Source organism: Formosimonas limnophila, from assembly GCF_014652675.1.
Taxonomy (GTDB): domain Bacteria; phylum Pseudomonadota; class Gammaproteobacteria; order Burkholderiales; family Burkholderiaceae; genus Hydromonas; species Hydromonas limnophila.
Genome location: NZ_BMZG01000013.1, coordinates 1 through 15,649 on the forward strand (window position 1 = coordinate 1; position 15,649 = coordinate 15,649).

Genomic DNA, 15,649 nt, shown 5'->3' on the forward strand with positions numbered 1-15,649 from the left:
CGCTCAAAACAACACGGCGATAAAACCAAATCAAGCCAAAAACAGAAACAATGAAGGATGCTTGTGCAACTCTGGCGCTTGCTTTTGGTTGAACAAATTCTGCCAGTGTTTGATGGGCAAGGTTGTGTTCATTTAAAAATGCGTATAGCCAGACCAATCTTGTGTTTTGACTGCTTGTTCAGGGTATTTGCGCGAGTGCCAGCTGATGATGTGGGATTGAGTAGATGTCGGCGCTGTGATTGTTCCAATACGCGTGCAATGTACACCTGTATGGTTTTGAAGGGCGTTGATTGAGCTGCGATGGCTGATTGGGGCAGTAAAGCATAATTCATAATCATCACCGCCTGAGATGGCATGTTGCCATTGGGTGAGTGTTGGGTATTGCCGCAACGTCGGTGAGGTGGGCAGGGTATCTAAATCAATGCACGCGTTGACTTTAGAGGCTTGTAATATGTGTTTTAAGTCGCCAGCAAGACCATCGGATAAGTCGAGCATCGCATGAGCGATGTGACGAAGTTGCATTCCTGTGCTGATTCGTGGTGTAGGACTCTCTAACCGACTTCTGATGATTCTTAGGTGCTCGTCATTGATGTGTTTTTTTAGCAATGACAAAGCAAGAGAGGCGTCGCCCAGCGTACCCGTCACCCAAATGTCATCATCGACTTGAGCTGTATTTCTGCGAATAGCTTGTCCGCGCGGTACTTGCCCAATGGCTGTAATGCTAATCATGAGTAGATCGCTGCCGGTGGTATCACCGCCGATAAGGTCACAGTTGAACTCAGCGGCGGTATCTAACAGTCCTTGGCTGTAAGCTGATAGCCATGACTCATCGGCTTGAGGCAGCGCAAGTGTCAGAGTAAATGCGATGGGCTGTGCGCCCATGGCCGCTAAATCTGAGAGATTGACCGCAAGAGACTTTTGACCAAGCCGATAAGGGTTAGTGTCGGGAAAGAAGTGCCTGCCTGAAATCAGGGCATCTGTGGTGATGACGCATTGGTGATGATCTGCGATGGTGAATAATGCGGCGTCGTCCCCAACTCCCAAATTCACCGCACCTGATTGATGCGGGGTTTGAGTGAAGTATTTTTTAATGAGCGAGAACTCGTCTGACATCTTTAGCTATTTTTGCTCTGCAGAAATTTCTAATGAACGAGTAGCAGCTGCGACTTTGTCGAGCACGCCATTGACATATTTAAAGCCGTCTGTTCCGCCAAAGCTTTTGGTGATTTCCACTGCTTCGTTGATGACTACTTTGTAGGGTACGGCTAATTCGTGGGTCAACTCATAGGCCGACTCAAGCAAAACAGCGTGTTCGACGGGACTGAGTTCATCAATGGTGCGGTCTAAATGCGGGGCGATACTGGCTCGCAAATCATCGGTGTTTTTGACCACGCCGTAGAATAATTGCTTGAAATACGTTTCATCAGCCTTGTGAAAGTCTGGCGTTTCTCGCACAAAGGCGTCAATGGCACCGATGTCTTCGCCTGTAACGAGCCATTGATATAAACCTTGTACCACTAATTCACGCGAGCGTCTGCGTGCACTTTTCATGTTTTGTCCTTAATGAAAAAGAACAAAGTAAGCAATGACTTTGTTCGTGAATGGCGCTTTATGCAATAAATTGCTGAGTTTTGGAATGGCAGCAGTGACAAGTGTCTGAGTGCTGCCTCACCATAAAAGTGTCGTAATCTCGTTCGTTGAACGTTCAGATGTTTGCAGCATCATCTGCATTAACGGCATTGCCGCCCATGAATGCATCAAGCCCTTCGTACAGACAAGCCATTTCGATAGCGACACGCGCTGCTTCTGACCCTTTGGTGGCCATGCGCTCGATGGCTTGTTCGTCATTTTCGGTGGTCAAAATGGCATTGGCAATGGGCATGTTGAAATCCAAACCAACTTTCGTGATGCCTGCGCCTGATTCATTTGAAACCAGTTCAAAATGATACGTTTCACCGCGAATGACCGCACCGAGTGCTATCAATGCATCAAACTCTTCGGTTTGAGCCAGCATTTGCAATGCCAACGGCACTTCGAGTGCGCCGGGGACAGTAATGTAGAGAATGTCATCTTCAAGCACGCCCTGTGCGAGCAGCTCATTGATACAAGCTTGATAGAGACCTTCACAGACCTCTTCGTTGAAACGGGCTTGAACGATACCTATGCGTAAGCCATTACCTGAGATGATGGGTTTGAATTGCTCAATCATGTGAAATTCCTATTTATTGCTGCGTACCTCACGGTTGGAGATTCGCTTATAGGTGGCATTGTACGCGATTATGCTCCGTGCAGATAGACCCTGCGAGGGCCTGCTTTTGAATAAACATTGGTTCGTGTGATTTAATCAGCATGTTTTCAAGCAATAGAACAAAACAACAAGCCAGAGCTGAATCGCTTGGTCGTTAGGAAGACTGTATCAAGCTGATGATTTTCGCCGTGATCATGTCCACAGCAGGGTCATTCGCACCGTGTGGCAAAATCACATCGGCAAATCGCTTCGACGGCTCGACGAATTGGTTGTGCATCGGGCGAACGGTGGCTTTGTACTGGGAAATGACATTGTCCATTGAACGGCCACGTTCTTGGATGTCTCTAGTCAAACGGCGGATGAAGCGAACATCGGGATCTGTATCGACGTAAATTTTGAGCGACATCATGTCACGCAATGCCTTGTCATACAACGCAAAAATCCCCTCAAGAACAATCACCGTGGCGGGGGCGACCACAACCGTTTCTTTTGCACGGGTGTGCTCGGTATAGTTATAGGTGGGCATTTGAATCGGTACGTTGTTGCGCAAATCATCGAGCTGCTCTGCCATCAATGCCCAATCAAAAGCATGTGGGTGGTCATAATTCATGTGAATGCGTTGCTCGAATGTCAAATCGCTTTGGTCACGATAATAATTGTCTTGAATAATCACCGCCGTGTGCTCGGTGCCTGCCGCTTCGATGACTTTGCGGGTCACGGTGGATTTGCCACTGCCGCTGCCGCCTGCGATGCCGATGATGAATGGGGTCGTCATGATGCTGCCTGTGAGATGGTTACAAACAGGGCGCATAATATCAGAAAGAGTGGGCAGCATTAAGCAAAAAGCGAGCATGATGCTCGCTTTCTGTTGGTTTCGTGGTTTACACGTGACTTAGCTTGGGTCGTATTCATAAGTCGAGTATTTTGGTACCCAATCTCGTTCAGCCAGTCGTGATTCCATCTCCTCTCGTGTTACTGTCGCAACGCCGAGTCTGAATGCGCACTCAGCAACCGCACGTGCCACGTGATTAGTGACTTTCATTAGGTCAGTGATGGGCGGGAATGCTGCGCCTGTGGCGAGTCGTTCTGATGTGACCTGTGTGGCGAGGGCAAATGCGGCCTCTGTCATCATTTCTGCCTCAACAGTGCGTGCACCTGCGGCGGCGACACCCCAACCGATGCCAGGGAAGACAAAGGTGTTGTTGCCTTGGCCGATTTGGTGGGTTTTGCCTTTCCACTCCACAGGGGAGAATGGGCTGCCTGTCACAACGATGGCGTGGCCATCAGTCCAGCAAATGGCGTCTTTCGGCAAGATTTCGGTGAGGTTGGTTGGGTTTGACATCGCGAAAATGATGGGGCGAGGGGTGTTTTTCATCACTTCGTCGATGACTTTTTGGTCAAATGAGCCGCCTTGGCCTGACAAACCGAGCAATACGGTCACTTTCGCATTGCGGATGGTTTCAATCAAGTTTGGGTTTTTGCTCGCGAATTCCCAGTTGGCCAAATCGCTGCGTGGGTGTGCGAACTCCATTTTATAATCTTCAAGGCCTTCACGGTCGGTTAAAATCAAACCGCGTGAGTCCAGTACATAGATGCGTTTTTTTGCTTCTTCATCAGACAAGCCGAGGCGGACGAGGCCGTTTTTCACTTGTTTGGCCACCCCGATACCGCCTGCGCCTGCGCCGCTGACGAGGAACACTTGGTCTGGTAAAGTTTTTCCTTGCTCGGTCGCTGCGAGTAAGCCTGCGAGTGCAGTCGCGCCTGTGCCTTGAATGTCGTCGTTAAACGATGGTACGACGTCGCGGTAGCGGGCAAGGACTTCAAATGCCGATGATTTGCTCAAATCTTCCCATTGCAGCAAGGCTTTCGGGAAGCGTTTTTTCCATGCGGCGATGAACGCATCAATGATTTCAAAGTATTTATCGCCACGGATGCGTGTTTTGCGCACACCTAAATAGAATGGGTCTTCAAGGAGTTTTTTGTTGTCCGTGCCGAAGTCAAGTAACACGGGCAGGCTGCGTGCTGGGTCAATCCCAGCTGTGAGTGAGTACAAACTTAACTTGCCCATACAGATGGCGATACCGCCGAAACCTTGATCTCCAATGCCCAAAATACCTTCTGCGTCGGTGACCACCGCGAGGTCATTTTCGCCATAACTGGCGAGAATCTCATCGAGTCGCTGGTAATTGTCTTCGGTCACAATCAAGCCGCGCGGCTCACGGTAAATGTGGCTGAACTCCTGAATGGCTTCGCCGACTGTGGGGGTGTACACAATGGGCAGCATTTCTTCGATGTGTGCCATCACTAGAGCATAGAACGTGGTGCGGTTGTAATCTTGTAAAGCGCGCAGATAAACGTATTTGTCGAGTGGTGTGGCGAATTTTTGGTACTGCTCATAACTGCGTGCGACTTGTTCTTCTAATGTTTCGACACGCTGTGGCAAACGCCCTTCAATGCCAAAGGCACGGCGCTCCTCGATGGAAAATGCCGTGCCTTTGTTCAAATAAGGGTCTTCGAGTAACGTGCGCCCTCGTGATTTAATCTTAACCGTGTCCTGCATAAAAGCTCCTTTTGTGCGAAATAGTATCTGTCGATAAACCGAGGCGACATGAGTGATGGGTCTTTGCCCAGCCTGCGGTGAAACAAGGCGCAAGGATGGCGGATGCGACTGAAAAAGTCAAGTCGCGATGCAGCACGCAAGGATGGCGGATGCGACTGAAAAAGTCAAGTCGCGATGCAGCATTTGAGGGGCTTTTCAGCGTGATGAGCGTTTTTTTATGCTACTATTTTCACCAAATTTAGTTATGGATGTAGTTAATTAATTGAGGTGAATGATGAAAAAAATTGTGGTGGTGGGGCCAGAGTCAACGGGAAAAAGCAGTTTATGCGAAGCGTTGGCAGAGCATTATCAAGGCTTGTGGGTGCGAGAGTTTGCTCGTGAATACTTGACTGAGCATGGAACAGATTATTCGTTTGAGGATTTGTTGACCATCGCCAAAGGCCAGTTGGCTTTGGAAGATGCTGCGACGGCGCTGGCAGTGCGTGAGGGCACGCCCTATTTGTTTTTTGATACCGACATGCACGTGATGCATGTGTGGAGCACGTTTGTCTTTGGCAAAGAGCATGAACTGGTTGAGCAAGAGCGCGCACGGCGAGAGTATGATATGTATTTGTTGGCTTGTCCTGATTTGCCTTGGACACGTGATCATTTGCGCGAGTATCCTGATTTGGAGACGCGCGATAAGCTATATCAAGTTTATAAAGAGATTTTGAAGAGTCAACATACGCCATGGGCCGAAGTGCGTGGTATTGGCCCTGTACGGACGCAGTGTGCAATTGATGCTGTGAATCAATTGTTTGATTCGGGGCGGTGACTCGGGCTGGTACTACTTTTTTGCAACATTTTTATTTTTTTTGAATTATTTTTGGCGCACCTATTTGGTGCGCTTTTTGATGGCTCAGAGATTGCAGGAGTTTTTTGTGCTCTGATTTGGTGTGTTATTGGTGTGACTGTTGACAGTTGTGCACTGGGTTGTTGCAAAAATTCTTTTTTATCAATGGCTTAAAGTGTATTTTGTCGCGTTGCAGCACTTTACAAATCGGGTTTTGTTGGGCACACTAAGGTCAAAAGGGTGCGGTTTTACCCTGTTTTATCAAAAGGAGACGTCATGAAACTTATCACCGCAATCATTTGCTCAGAAAAGCTCTCTGATGTTAAGGAGGCTTTGTTCAAGGTTGGCTTCACAGGCATGAGCTTGGCTAAGGTGGCAGGACATGGTGGTGAGCATGAGGTTTTGGAGCACTAGCGTGGTCAACAAGTCAAACTGGAGTTTCACGACAAAATCGAATTGAAAATCGCTGTCAGTGAGACTTTTGTCGATGTCACCATCAATGCGATTTGTCAGGCGGCACAAACAGGTGACGTGGGTGATGGCAAAATCTTTGTCCAGCCATTAGACCATGTGGTGCGGATTCGCACGAATGAGCTGGACAACAGTGCGTTGACGCCTGTTGATCATTAAGCATTAAACAGACTTAGAAAGAGCGGTTCACTGATTTTTGATTGCTGCAGCTTTCTACTTTTCATCGAGAGATGATGTTTTGTATCTTTTATTCATAAAACCCACCGAGAATCAACAGGAGAATCCCATGAAACGATATTTAACCTTCCTTGTACTGGCCCTCGCTTCGGGTGTGGCTCTGGCGCAGGCAACGCCTGAGGTGGTAGCACCTGCTGCAGATGCCCCCACTCCTGCGGCTGTTGAGCTGGTACTTAATCGTGGTGACACAGCATTTATGCTGATTTGCTCGGCTCTGGTGCTCTTAATGACACCTGCTTTGGCCTTTTTCTACGGTGGTTTGTCGCGAGGTAAAAGCGTTTTGAACACCATGATGATGTCGTTTGGTGCGCTCGGCGTGGTGACCATTGTTTGGACGGTGGCTGGGTTTTCTTTCGCTTTTGGTGACAATCCTATGGGTGCATACTTCGGTAGTTTTGACAATATCATGCTGGCAGGCATGGACATGGGGACTTTGGTGGGGACATTTGAGGCGGCCGATGGTCACGCCATTCCGAAATATGTGTTTGTGATGTTTCAAATGACTTTTGCCATCATCGCGGCGGCGCTGATTAGCGGTGCGTTGGTTGATCGCATGAAATTCAGTGCTTATTTGGCGTTTATCGCCTTGTGGAGTCTACTGGTTTATAGTCCGATTGCTCACTGGGTTTGGGATGTTTCTGGCTGGTTGCTTGTTATCGGTGCGCTCGACTTTGCTGGTGGTACGGTGGTACACATCAATGCTGGTGTGTCGGCCTTGGTCGCTGCGATTGTGCTCGGCCCGCGTTTAAAAACATCTCGTCAAACAGCGATTCCACATAACATCCCTTTCGTTATGCTCGGTTCTGGCTTGCTCTGGTTCGGCTGGTTCGGTTTCAATGCCGGCAGTGCATTGGGTGCGAACGATGATGCGGGCTTGGCGTTGTTGACGACTCAAATCGCCACAGGTACAGCGTTGGCTACATGGCTCGTTTGGGAAAAAATCTCTGGTCATGCTATGAGTGCTGTTGGTGCGGCAACAGGTGTGGTGGTTGGCTTAGTGGCTATTACGCCTGCGGCTGGTTTGGTCAGTCCTGCTTATGCTCTCGTCATTGGTGTGTTGGGCGCGACAGGCAGCTTTTGGGCTGTTCAGTATAAAAGAGCATTTCGTGTTGATGACGTGCTTGATGTGTTCGCTTGCCATGGCGTAGCGGGTATTATCGGTGCGGTGGCTACAGGTGCTTTTGCCTTTTCAACGTTGGGTGAGGCCGCTAAACCTGTTGGCGAACAAGTGGTGATTCAATTGACGGCGGTTGGTGCGACGATTGTGTACTCTGCCGTGGTAACTTACATTATCCTCAAAGCAATTCAATTCACCATCGGTTTGCGTGTGTCTGAGGCGGATGAGGTACAAGGTATCGATATCGCCAGTCATGAAGAAGCGGGTTATTCAAGTGATGGTTTGGGGTTTAGCAAAGCGGATGTGTCTTCATCTGAAAGTGGCTTGACCGCACCTGTGTACATTGCCAAACCTGTGTCAGCGTAATGATTTTCAACTAATATAGTATGTGAACAATAGTAAAAGCAAGCACCAAAAAAGCCAGCAAAAATGCTGGTTTTTTTGTACGGCGAAAATCGATAGAGACCGATTACGGTGCTTCGTAAAAAATATAATTGGTTGAGTAGTCGCTGAACTCAAAATACACTTTGTTTTCACCTGGGTCAACTTTGCCGTTTAGGTTTAAATCAATGCGGCCATTGCCAAATCGATAGGGACGTGCCTCTTTGTCGTTGGTGCCATAGGCAGTGGAGAGCTTGTCCACTTGCAGGAAACGCTTGACCAGAACCTGACCTGCATACACCTCTAAAACGCCATTGGTTCCTGTCCAGTTTTGGACACTTCGACCGATTTGGTTTTGGGTTTCTTGGGTGCAAGCGGTGAGAGCGACAACGGCAGTCAAGGCTGCCCATTTTAATGATTTCATGGTGAACTCCTGTGGGTGAGGTGTTGCATTATACGTAAATTAATGAGCTTGTTTGAGGGCTTTGTTTTAACGCTTACTCGTCTCCGAGTGCGGCGAGTTGCTCCGCTTGGTGTTCGGCAGATAGAGCGTTGAACATGTCGTCAAGGTCTCCGTCGAGCATGGCGTCGATTTTATACCACGTGAGGTTAACGCGGTGGTCTGTGATGCGACCTTGTGGGAAATTATATGTGCGAATGCGCTCAGAGCGATCACCTGAACCGACGAGGGATTTTCGGGTAGCGGCTTCGCTGGCTTGTTGTTCGCGGACTTGGGCATCACGAATTCGCGTGACGAGGATTTTCATGGCGGTGGCTTTGTTCGAGTGTTGAGAACGGCCATCCTGGCACTCGACGACAGTGCCTGTTGGGATGTGGACGATGCGCACGGCGGAGTCGGTTTTGTTGATGTGTTGCCCACCTGCGCCTGACGCGCGGAAGGTGTCGATGCGCAAGTCGGCTGGGTTGATGTGGACGTCGCCGATTTCATCGGCTTCGGGCATGACGGCGACGGTGCAGGCGGAGGTGTGGATGCGTCCTTGGGCTTCGGTTTCGGGGACGCGTTGGACGCGGTGGCCGCCTGATTCGAATTTCATTTTGGAATAAACGTTGAGTCCTGCGATGCGCACGATGACTTCGCGGTAGCCGCCCAAGTCTGATACGGATTCGCTCATGATTTCGGTTTGCCAGCGTTGACGTTCTGCGTAGCGTGTGTACATACGCAAAAGATCGCCTGCGAATAAGGCAGACTCGTCACCGCCTGTGCCTGCACGGATTTCGAGAACGATGTTGCGCTCGTCATTTTCGTCTTTGGGTAAAAGCATGGTTTGCAACTCGTCTTTGAGCGCTTCAAGTTTGTCTTTGCCTGTTTGAATCTCTTCTTGAGCCATGGTTTTGAAATCAGGGTCGGTGAGCAGCTCGTGGGCGGATTCGATGTCTTTTTCGGTTTGGGTGAATTGTTTGAATGTTTCGACGACGGGGGTGATTTCGGCGTGCTCTTTGGATAATTTTCGGTAGTTATTGATGTCGTCAGTGACGTCTGGTTGCTGCAGCATGGCGTCAATTTCAGCTTGACGCAGGTCGAGTTGAGCGAGCTTTTCGCGCATGGAGTTTTTCATGGTGTGTTTCTGCTTTTCAGTGTGTTGGTGGATTCAAGTCAGGTTTATCAACCTGATTTATGGGCGTGGGACAATGAAATGCTACGAGTCGTTGTTCAGCCACTCGCGCATGGCGGTTTGCCATGCTTGGCGTGTGGCATCGTCGGTGCTTTGAATGCCGATGGTGGGCTCGTGTAGGATTTTATTGATGAGACGTTGCGACATTTGGCTCATGGCTGTGCGCAGCTCTTCATGGCTGATGTTGGTTTGGCCTGTGAAGGCGTTTATGGCGCGGTCTAATTCTTGTTGACGCAATCGGTCAAAGTGTTGACGCAGCAGTTGGACGTCTGAGCTGTGATTGCGACGGGTGCGCTCAATGTCAAATTGGGCGACGTGACTGGTGATGATTTTTTGCGCGTCGGTAAGAGCGGCTTCGCGCTGTGCGCTGTTGTGCTTGACGATATTTGATAGGTCATCAATGGTATATAGATAAGCGTCATTGAGCTTGGCGACGGCCGCTTCGATGTCACGTGGTACGCCGAGGTCAACCATCACCATGGGTCGGTATCGGCGTTGCTTTAGTGCGAATTCGACCATACCCAAGCCGATGATGGGCAAGGTGCTGGCAGTGCTGGTGATAATGAGATCAAAGTCGGATAATTGTTCTGGTAGTTCGGCCAGTCGCAGCGCAGTGGTGGTCAGGTGCTGATAGGGGGCGAGCAGCTCTTCGGCGCGCTCTAACGAGCGATTGGCGACGGAGAGATTGGCAGGGTTTTGGCCTGCGACATGCGCGGCGACAACCTCTATCATTTCACCTGCACCGACGAGCAACACGCGAAGGGAAGTAAAATCATCAAACACGTGCCGCGCGAGCTTGACAGATGCCGCTGCCATTGAGACCGAGTGCTCGCCGATGGCTGTTTGGGTGCGCACTTCTTTTGCCACTGTAAAACTTTTGTCAAACCATTGCTGTAGTGCAGTGCCATTCGTACCTGCGTGGCTGGCGATGCGTATGGCCTGCTTCATTTGACCCAAAATTTGCGGCTCGCCGAGCACCATCGAATCCATACCGCTGGCGACCGCAAATGCGTGTTCGATGGCTGCTTGACCGTGCAGCACGTAGATGTGCTGCGCCAAGTCGGCTGTCGGTACGTGGTGGTAATCGGCTAGCCATGCTAAAGCACGCGCGGCTGCTTGTGTTGATTGCTCGGCTGATTCGACCACTGCGTATACTTCTGCGCGGTTGCAGGTGGAAAGCACAGCCACTTGTGCGCCAGATTCGAGCGCATCGCATAGCGTAGGCAGTGCGTGGCTTAATTCTGATGGTGCAAACGCGACACGCTCGCGCAAGGCGAGCGGAGCAGTCGTGTGGTTCAATCCAATCACAAATAGCGGCATAAATCAGAGTTTCGGGCAAAAAACGCGGCAAATCGTTTAAAGGGCCGCAGGAAACTTGGTATTATACTCGGCAATCCGCGCAAGGGCTATTAGTCCTTGTGCTCAAGTCATCTTGCGTCACACAAGGCACGTCATTTATGTTTTTACAACAAGAGCTCTGGCTCATTCTTTTGGGCTTTATCGTCGCGCTGGTGGTGAAAAAAACCAGCGGTTCGCCAGCGCCATTGTCTCGTGTCACATTGTTTGCCAGTGCGGCCAGTCTGCTGGTCGGCTGGTTTGGCATGGCAGCCAAAGGCATTTGGCCTGCGCTGGCATTTTTTCCAACTGATGTACGTGGTGTGCTGATTACCGTCACGGCGGCATTTCTGGCTGCGAAGTTTGTGGTGAGGCGGCCGCGTACTACAATTAGTAAATCTCGTAAAAAATAGTTTGATTTATAGAGGGCTGTATGACAATCAGTACATCAAATGTATCACAAAAACAAGAACTGAGCTGGGAGCAGGATGGGCTACCCGACCTCAGTGCGGATGAGCGAGCCATTGGCTATCGAGATTTGGCTACCTACTCATCTATCTTTTCATTCAGTGCTCGTTATTGGGGCGGTTTGTGGGCTTTGATTGGGTCTGTGGTGCTGATTGCATTTTTTGCTTTTTTGACAACCAGTGAACAAGTCGAAGAGCGATTTATGAAGTGGATGGAGCGTGTTCAGCAGTCATCTGGGCAAGACTTGTTTTTATTGGTTGGTTTGCCTGTATCAATCGCGTCGTTTTCTGTGCTTTTTTATCGTTGGCACTCCAAAAAGCATCCTGAGGCTCGTGTTGTGCGTGCATGGATTCTGAGCGCTTTCACTTTATTTTTGGCATCTGTTAGTGTGAAGTTGAATGTAGCGTTTGCGCTCTGGTCTAAGTCATTTTACGATGCTATTCAGAATCGGAATGAGCCCGAGTTTTGGATTCAGACAGGTGTTTTCACAGTATTGGCAGTATTTTGGGTGTTGGTTGGAACTTATAGGCAGTTTTTTCAGCAATTGCTACAGATTCGCTGGCGAACATGGCTGACGCAGATTTTTTCGACACAATATTTTGACAAAAGCCGTTTTTATTATTTGTCCCAACAAAGCAAACAAGAAAATCCAGACCAGCGCATTGCTGAAGATTTAGATAAGTTCACTGAGTTGGCCATTTATTTGTATTTTGGGGCTTATATTGCAATTACCTCTTTGTACGAGTTTTCTAAATTAATGATTGAAATCTCTGGGGATTTGGCTTTTACCCGCTTTGGCATTGATGTGATTATTCCTGATTATTTGTTCTGGACGGCTGTGGTTTATGCGATTTTTGGTTCAATCTTTATTAGCTTTGTTGGTCGTCGCTTGATTAAAGTTGAGGTCTTGCGCCAGAGATACAATGCATTTTTCCGCTATCACTTGATTCGTGCTCGTGAGTATGCTGAAGGTATTACCTTTTTGAGAGGAGAGTTGAATCACAATAATGAGAGCCGTCGTTTATTTGGTATTGTACGCAGTAACTGGAACACTCGTATGTGGGCTTTGAAGTTCTTAGGCTTTTCTAGCTTGTCTTATAACCAAGCTTCTGTCATCGTGCCCATATTACTTATGGCACCTAAATATTTTGCAGATAAGGCCATGACTTGGGGTAACTTCATGCAAATTTTACGAACCTTTGGTGAGTTAAGAGAAAGCTTGTCATGGTTTATTGATCAATATCAAAACATTGCTGAGTTGCGTGGTACTGCTACTCGTTTGTTTACCCTTGAGAAGGGTATGCTTGAGGTAGATGCTTTTAATGAACGCTCACCACTCATTGTCACTCCGAATAATGTTGGTGGTATTGCACTGGGTCATGTTTCTCTCAACCGTCCACAGTTTGATGATTTTGGTGTGATGCATGAGCAACCTCAAGTATTGGGAATTGATTGGCAAATCTCGCAAGGGCAGCGCTGGTTGGTGACTGGTGCATCTGGCTCAGGGAAAAGCACCATCCTTCGTGCGGTGGCTGCTTTATGGCCGTATGGCAAGGGGCATATTGATGTGCCAAGCAAAGGTAAAATCCAGTTTTTGCCCCAAAGGCCTTATTTCCCGATTGCTTCTTTGCGTGAAGCTCTGGCTTATCCAGCGCCTGCGGATATGTATCAAGACGCGGCTTATGAAACGGTTTTGGAAATGTGTCAATTGTCTCACTTGAAGACACGATTGTCCGAAGAAAACACTTGGGGGCAGGTTTTGTCTGGTGGCGAGCAGCAGCGCTTGGCTTTTGCTCGAGTGTTTTTGCAGCGGCCTGATTATCTGTTTTTGGACGAGGCGACAGCGTCGCTCGATATTGAGAATGAAAAGACGTTGTATGCCACTTTGCTGGAGTTTTTGCCGAATATCACTTTGGTGAGCGTCTCTCATCATGAACAACTAAAAACCTACCATACCCATGCCCTGCATTTGTCAGCGGATGCGCTGGGTGGTTTTAAAGCCAAGACTCAAACCATTTGATGGCATCAAAACGGCGCAATGCAGACTTGAGAAACGCCGCCATGACTTTGGGGTGATGGCGGCGTTTTTTGAGCAATTTTACTTGATGAACCAATAGGCCAATATGCACTACACTGATTTACGCGACTTTATGGCGCAACTTGAAAAAATGGGCGAACTAAAGCGCATTGCAAAGCCGATTTCACCCGTCCTTGAAATGACTGAAATTGCTGACCGAACTTTAAAAAAAGCAGGTCCTGCGATTCTGTTTGAAAATGTTTTTGACGGTGTCAAAAAATACGATATGCCTGTGTTGGCCAATTTGTTTGGGACACTGCGTCGTGTCGCACTGGGCATGGGGGCGGAAGATATATCAGAGTTGCGCCACATTGGCAGCTTGCTCGCTGCGCTCAAAGAGCCTACGCCACCTGCGGGCATCAAAGAAATTGGCAAACTGGGCGAGATGGTCAAAGCCGTGTGGGACATGCGCCCCAAGGTCATTAAAGGTGCTGCGGTGCATGATATTGTGATTGAAGGCGATGATGTTGATTTGACGCAAATTCCGATTCAAACTTGTTGGCCAGGTGATGTTGCGCCACTCGTCACGTGGGGCTTGGTGGTCACAAAAGGCCCACATAAAACCCGCCAAAACCTTGGTATTTATCGCCAACAGCTGCTTGGGCGCAACAAACTTATTATGCGCTGGCTTGCTCACCGTGGCGGTGCGTTGGATTTTCGTGACCATTGCATTGCAAACCCTGGTGTGCCATTTCCCATCAGCGTCGTGCTCGGCTGCGATCCTGCCACCATTCTCGGCGCGGTTACGCCTGTGCCAGACACCTTGTCGGAGTACCAATTCGCAGGTTTATTGCGTCACTCTCGCACTGTATTAACTCAGTGTATTGGCAACGAATTGACTGTTCCCGCCAATGCCGAAATCGTGCTTGAGGGCGTGATTTACCCGAATGAGACGGCGCTTGAAGGGCCTTATGGTGACCACACTGGCTATTACAACGAGCAAGAAACATTTCCTGTTTTTACTGTGGAGCGCATCACGATGCGCCACGACCCTATTTACCACAGTACCTACACAGGCAAACCGCCCGACGAGCCCGCTGTGCTCGGCGTGGCGCTTAACGAGGTTTTTGTACCGATACTGCAAAAACAATTCCCAGAAATTGTGGATTTTTACCTACCCCCCGAAGGCTGCTCATACCGCATGGCGGTGGTTTCCATCAAAAAACAATATGCTGGCCACGCCAAACGTATCATGTTTGGCGTGTGGTCGTATCTGCGACAATTCATGTATACGAAATTCATCATCGTGGTCGATGACGACATCAACGTGCGCGATTGGAACGAAGTCATCTGGGCCATAACCACACGCATGGATCCGACGCGCGATACCACGCTGGTCGACAATACACCGATTGATTACCTTGATTTTGCCTCACCCGTATCGGGACTGGGCTCAAAAATGGGGTTGGACGCGACCAATAAATGGAAAGGCGAAACCACGCGAGAATGGGGGACAACGATTGTGATGACAGACGATGTGAAACAAAAAATCGATGGGTTATGGTGCGGTTTGGGCTTGTGAGTGTCGTAAAAAAGCGTGTTGAGTGATTCAACACGCTTTTTTTTAATTTTGTTGTGCTTCATACAACACCATCTCGTGGGTTGTCATGAAGACTCTGATTGGCTCATCAGCTGATCGACATAGCGTGCGAGTAAATCAATTTCTAAATTGACTTTATTGCCAGCTTGAAGGTACTGAAAAATCGTGCGGCTCATGGTGTGTGGAATCAGATTGATGGAAGCATACACCGATGTCTCGTCGCTCCAAACGCGGTTCGTGGTCAGACTGGTACCGTGGATGGTGGCCGAGCCTTTGTTTGCCATGAAGCGCTGCCATTTTTTATCGGCTTTGATGATGAGCTTGAACGACTCACCGACAGATTTGAAGGAGTCGATGACCGCGACATCATCGACGTGACCACTGACCAGATGGCCGCCGAGGCGGTCGGATAGTCGCATGGCTTTTTCTAAATTCACGAATCCGACGCTGGATAAACCCGTGGTTTTGTTCAGGCTCTCGCGTGAGACATCGACGGTGAATGTGTTTGCCGTCGAGTCAATCGCCACCGCCGTCATGCACGCGCCGTTAATCGCAATTGAGTCGCCCAACGCCACGTCGGATAAATCCAAATCGCCTGCCTGTATTGTCAGTCGTGTGCCTGCATGAGCGTCGCCGAGTGGCTCAACATCGCTGATTTTGCCGATGGCGGCAATAATGCCTGTAAACATGTAAAATCTCCAAGAGTTTCAAATACGAATCAGCCAATTTTATCATCTTTAAGAAAAACC

Annotated in this window: 14 protein-coding genes and 1 pseudogene; 6 read left to right on the forward strand and 9 right to left on the reverse strand. The window is 49.0% G+C overall.

The features are described 5' to 3' along the window. Positions 1–132: 132 nt before the first annotated feature. From thiL to IE082_RS10195, 5 genes are all read right to left on the reverse strand, one after another. Complete coding sequence (gene thiL, locus IE082_RS10175) at positions 133–1,113, reverse strand: thiamine-phosphate kinase (RefSeq protein WP_189493810.1); 981 nt, start codon at positions 1,111–1,113, stop codon at positions 133–135. 6 nt (positions 1,114–1,119) lie between these two features. Then, positions 1,120–1,551, reverse strand: a complete 432-nt coding sequence (gene nusB, locus IE082_RS10180) for a transcription antitermination factor NusB (protein WP_189493811.1) — start codon at positions 1,549–1,551, stop codon at positions 1,120–1,122. A gap of 154 nt (positions 1,552–1,705) precedes the next feature. Then, positions 1,706–2,209, reverse strand: coding sequence for a 6,7-dimethyl-8-ribityllumazine synthase (ribH, locus tag IE082_RS10185; protein ID WP_189493812.1), 504 nt, complete (start codon positions 2,207–2,209; stop codon positions 1,706–1,708). A gap of 193 nt (positions 2,210–2,402) precedes the next feature. Continuing rightward, positions 2,403–3,023, reverse strand: coding sequence for a uridine kinase (udk, locus tag IE082_RS10190; protein WP_189493813.1), 621 nt, complete (start codon positions 3,021–3,023; stop codon positions 2,403–2,405). A gap of 117 nt (positions 3,024–3,140) precedes the next feature. After that, on the reverse strand, positions 3,141–4,808 hold the full coding sequence (locus IE082_RS10195; RefSeq protein ID WP_189493814.1) for an NAD-dependent malic enzyme: 1,668 nt from the start codon (positions 4,806–4,808) through the stop codon (positions 3,141–3,143). A 271-nt stretch (positions 4,809–5,079) separates the two neighbouring features. On the opposite strand from IE082_RS10195, the gene IE082_RS10200 reads away from it, so the two are divergent. The 3 genes and pseudogenes from IE082_RS10200 (at position 5,080) to IE082_RS10210 (ending at position 7,831) form a co-directional block, all read left to right on the forward strand. Next, positions 5,080–5,622, forward strand: coding sequence for an AAA family ATPase (locus tag IE082_RS10200; RefSeq protein ID WP_229809820.1), 543 nt, complete (start codon positions 5,080–5,082; stop codon positions 5,620–5,622). A gap of 294 nt (positions 5,623–5,916) precedes the next feature. After that, positions 5,917–6,270 (forward strand): annotated as a pseudogene (locus IE082_RS10205) (P-II family nitrogen regulator). Between the two features lie 127 nt (positions 6,271–6,397). Next, positions 6,398–7,831 (forward strand): ammonium transporter, encoded by a 1,434-nt coding sequence (locus IE082_RS10210; RefSeq protein WP_189493815.1) that lies wholly within the window; start codon positions 6,398–6,400, stop codon positions 7,829–7,831. Between the two features lie 103 nt (positions 7,832–7,934). On the opposite strand, the gene IE082_RS10215 is transcribed toward IE082_RS10210, so the two are convergent. The 3 genes from IE082_RS10215 to hemA form a co-directional block, all read right to left on the reverse strand. Then, positions 7,935–8,270 carry a hypothetical protein gene (locus tag IE082_RS10215; RefSeq protein ID WP_189493816.1) on the reverse strand — a complete coding sequence of 112 codons (336 nt, stop codon included), beginning with the start codon at positions 8,268–8,270 and terminating at the stop codon, positions 7,935–7,937. A gap of 73 nt (positions 8,271–8,343) precedes the next feature. Then, positions 8,344–9,423 (reverse strand): peptide chain release factor 1, encoded by a 1,080-nt coding sequence (gene prfA / locus IE082_RS10220; protein WP_189493817.1) that lies wholly within the window; start codon positions 9,421–9,423, stop codon positions 8,344–8,346. Between the two features lie 81 nt (positions 9,424–9,504). Beyond that, the gene (hemA, locus tag IE082_RS10225; protein ID WP_189493818.1) at positions 9,505–10,788 is read right to left on the reverse strand and encodes a glutamyl-tRNA reductase; all 1,284 of its coding nucleotides are present in this window, start codon (positions 10,786–10,788) and stop codon (positions 9,505–9,507) included. A 149-nt stretch (positions 10,789–10,937) separates the two neighbouring features. Between hemA and IE082_RS10230 the strand changes: the two genes are divergently transcribed. The 3 genes from IE082_RS10230 to ubiD all read left to right on the forward strand — a co-directional run bounded on the left by IE082_RS10230 (position 10,938) and on the right by ubiD (position 14,882). Beyond that, entirely contained in the window at positions 10,938–11,228 is a 291-nt protein-coding gene (locus tag IE082_RS10230; RefSeq protein ID WP_189493819.1) for a hypothetical protein, read from the forward strand. 20 nt (positions 11,229–11,248) lie between these two features. Next, on the forward strand, positions 11,249–13,303 hold the full coding sequence (locus tag IE082_RS10235) for an ABC transporter ATP-binding protein/permease (protein WP_189493820.1): 2,055 nt from the start codon (positions 11,249–11,251) through the stop codon (positions 13,301–13,303). A gap of 103 nt (positions 13,304–13,406) precedes the next feature. Then, on the forward strand, positions 13,407–14,882 hold the full coding sequence (gene ubiD / locus IE082_RS10240; RefSeq protein WP_189493821.1) for a 4-hydroxy-3-polyprenylbenzoate decarboxylase: 1,476 nt from the start codon (positions 13,407–13,409) through the stop codon (positions 14,880–14,882). A gap of 83 nt (positions 14,883–14,965) precedes the next feature. Here ubiD and IE082_RS10245 read toward each other — a convergent pair whose 3' ends face one another. Continuing rightward, positions 14,966–15,589 (reverse strand): riboflavin synthase, encoded by a 624-nt coding sequence (locus IE082_RS10245; RefSeq protein ID WP_189493822.1) that lies wholly within the window; start codon positions 15,587–15,589, stop codon positions 14,966–14,968. Positions 15,590–15,649: the final 60 nt, after the last annotated feature.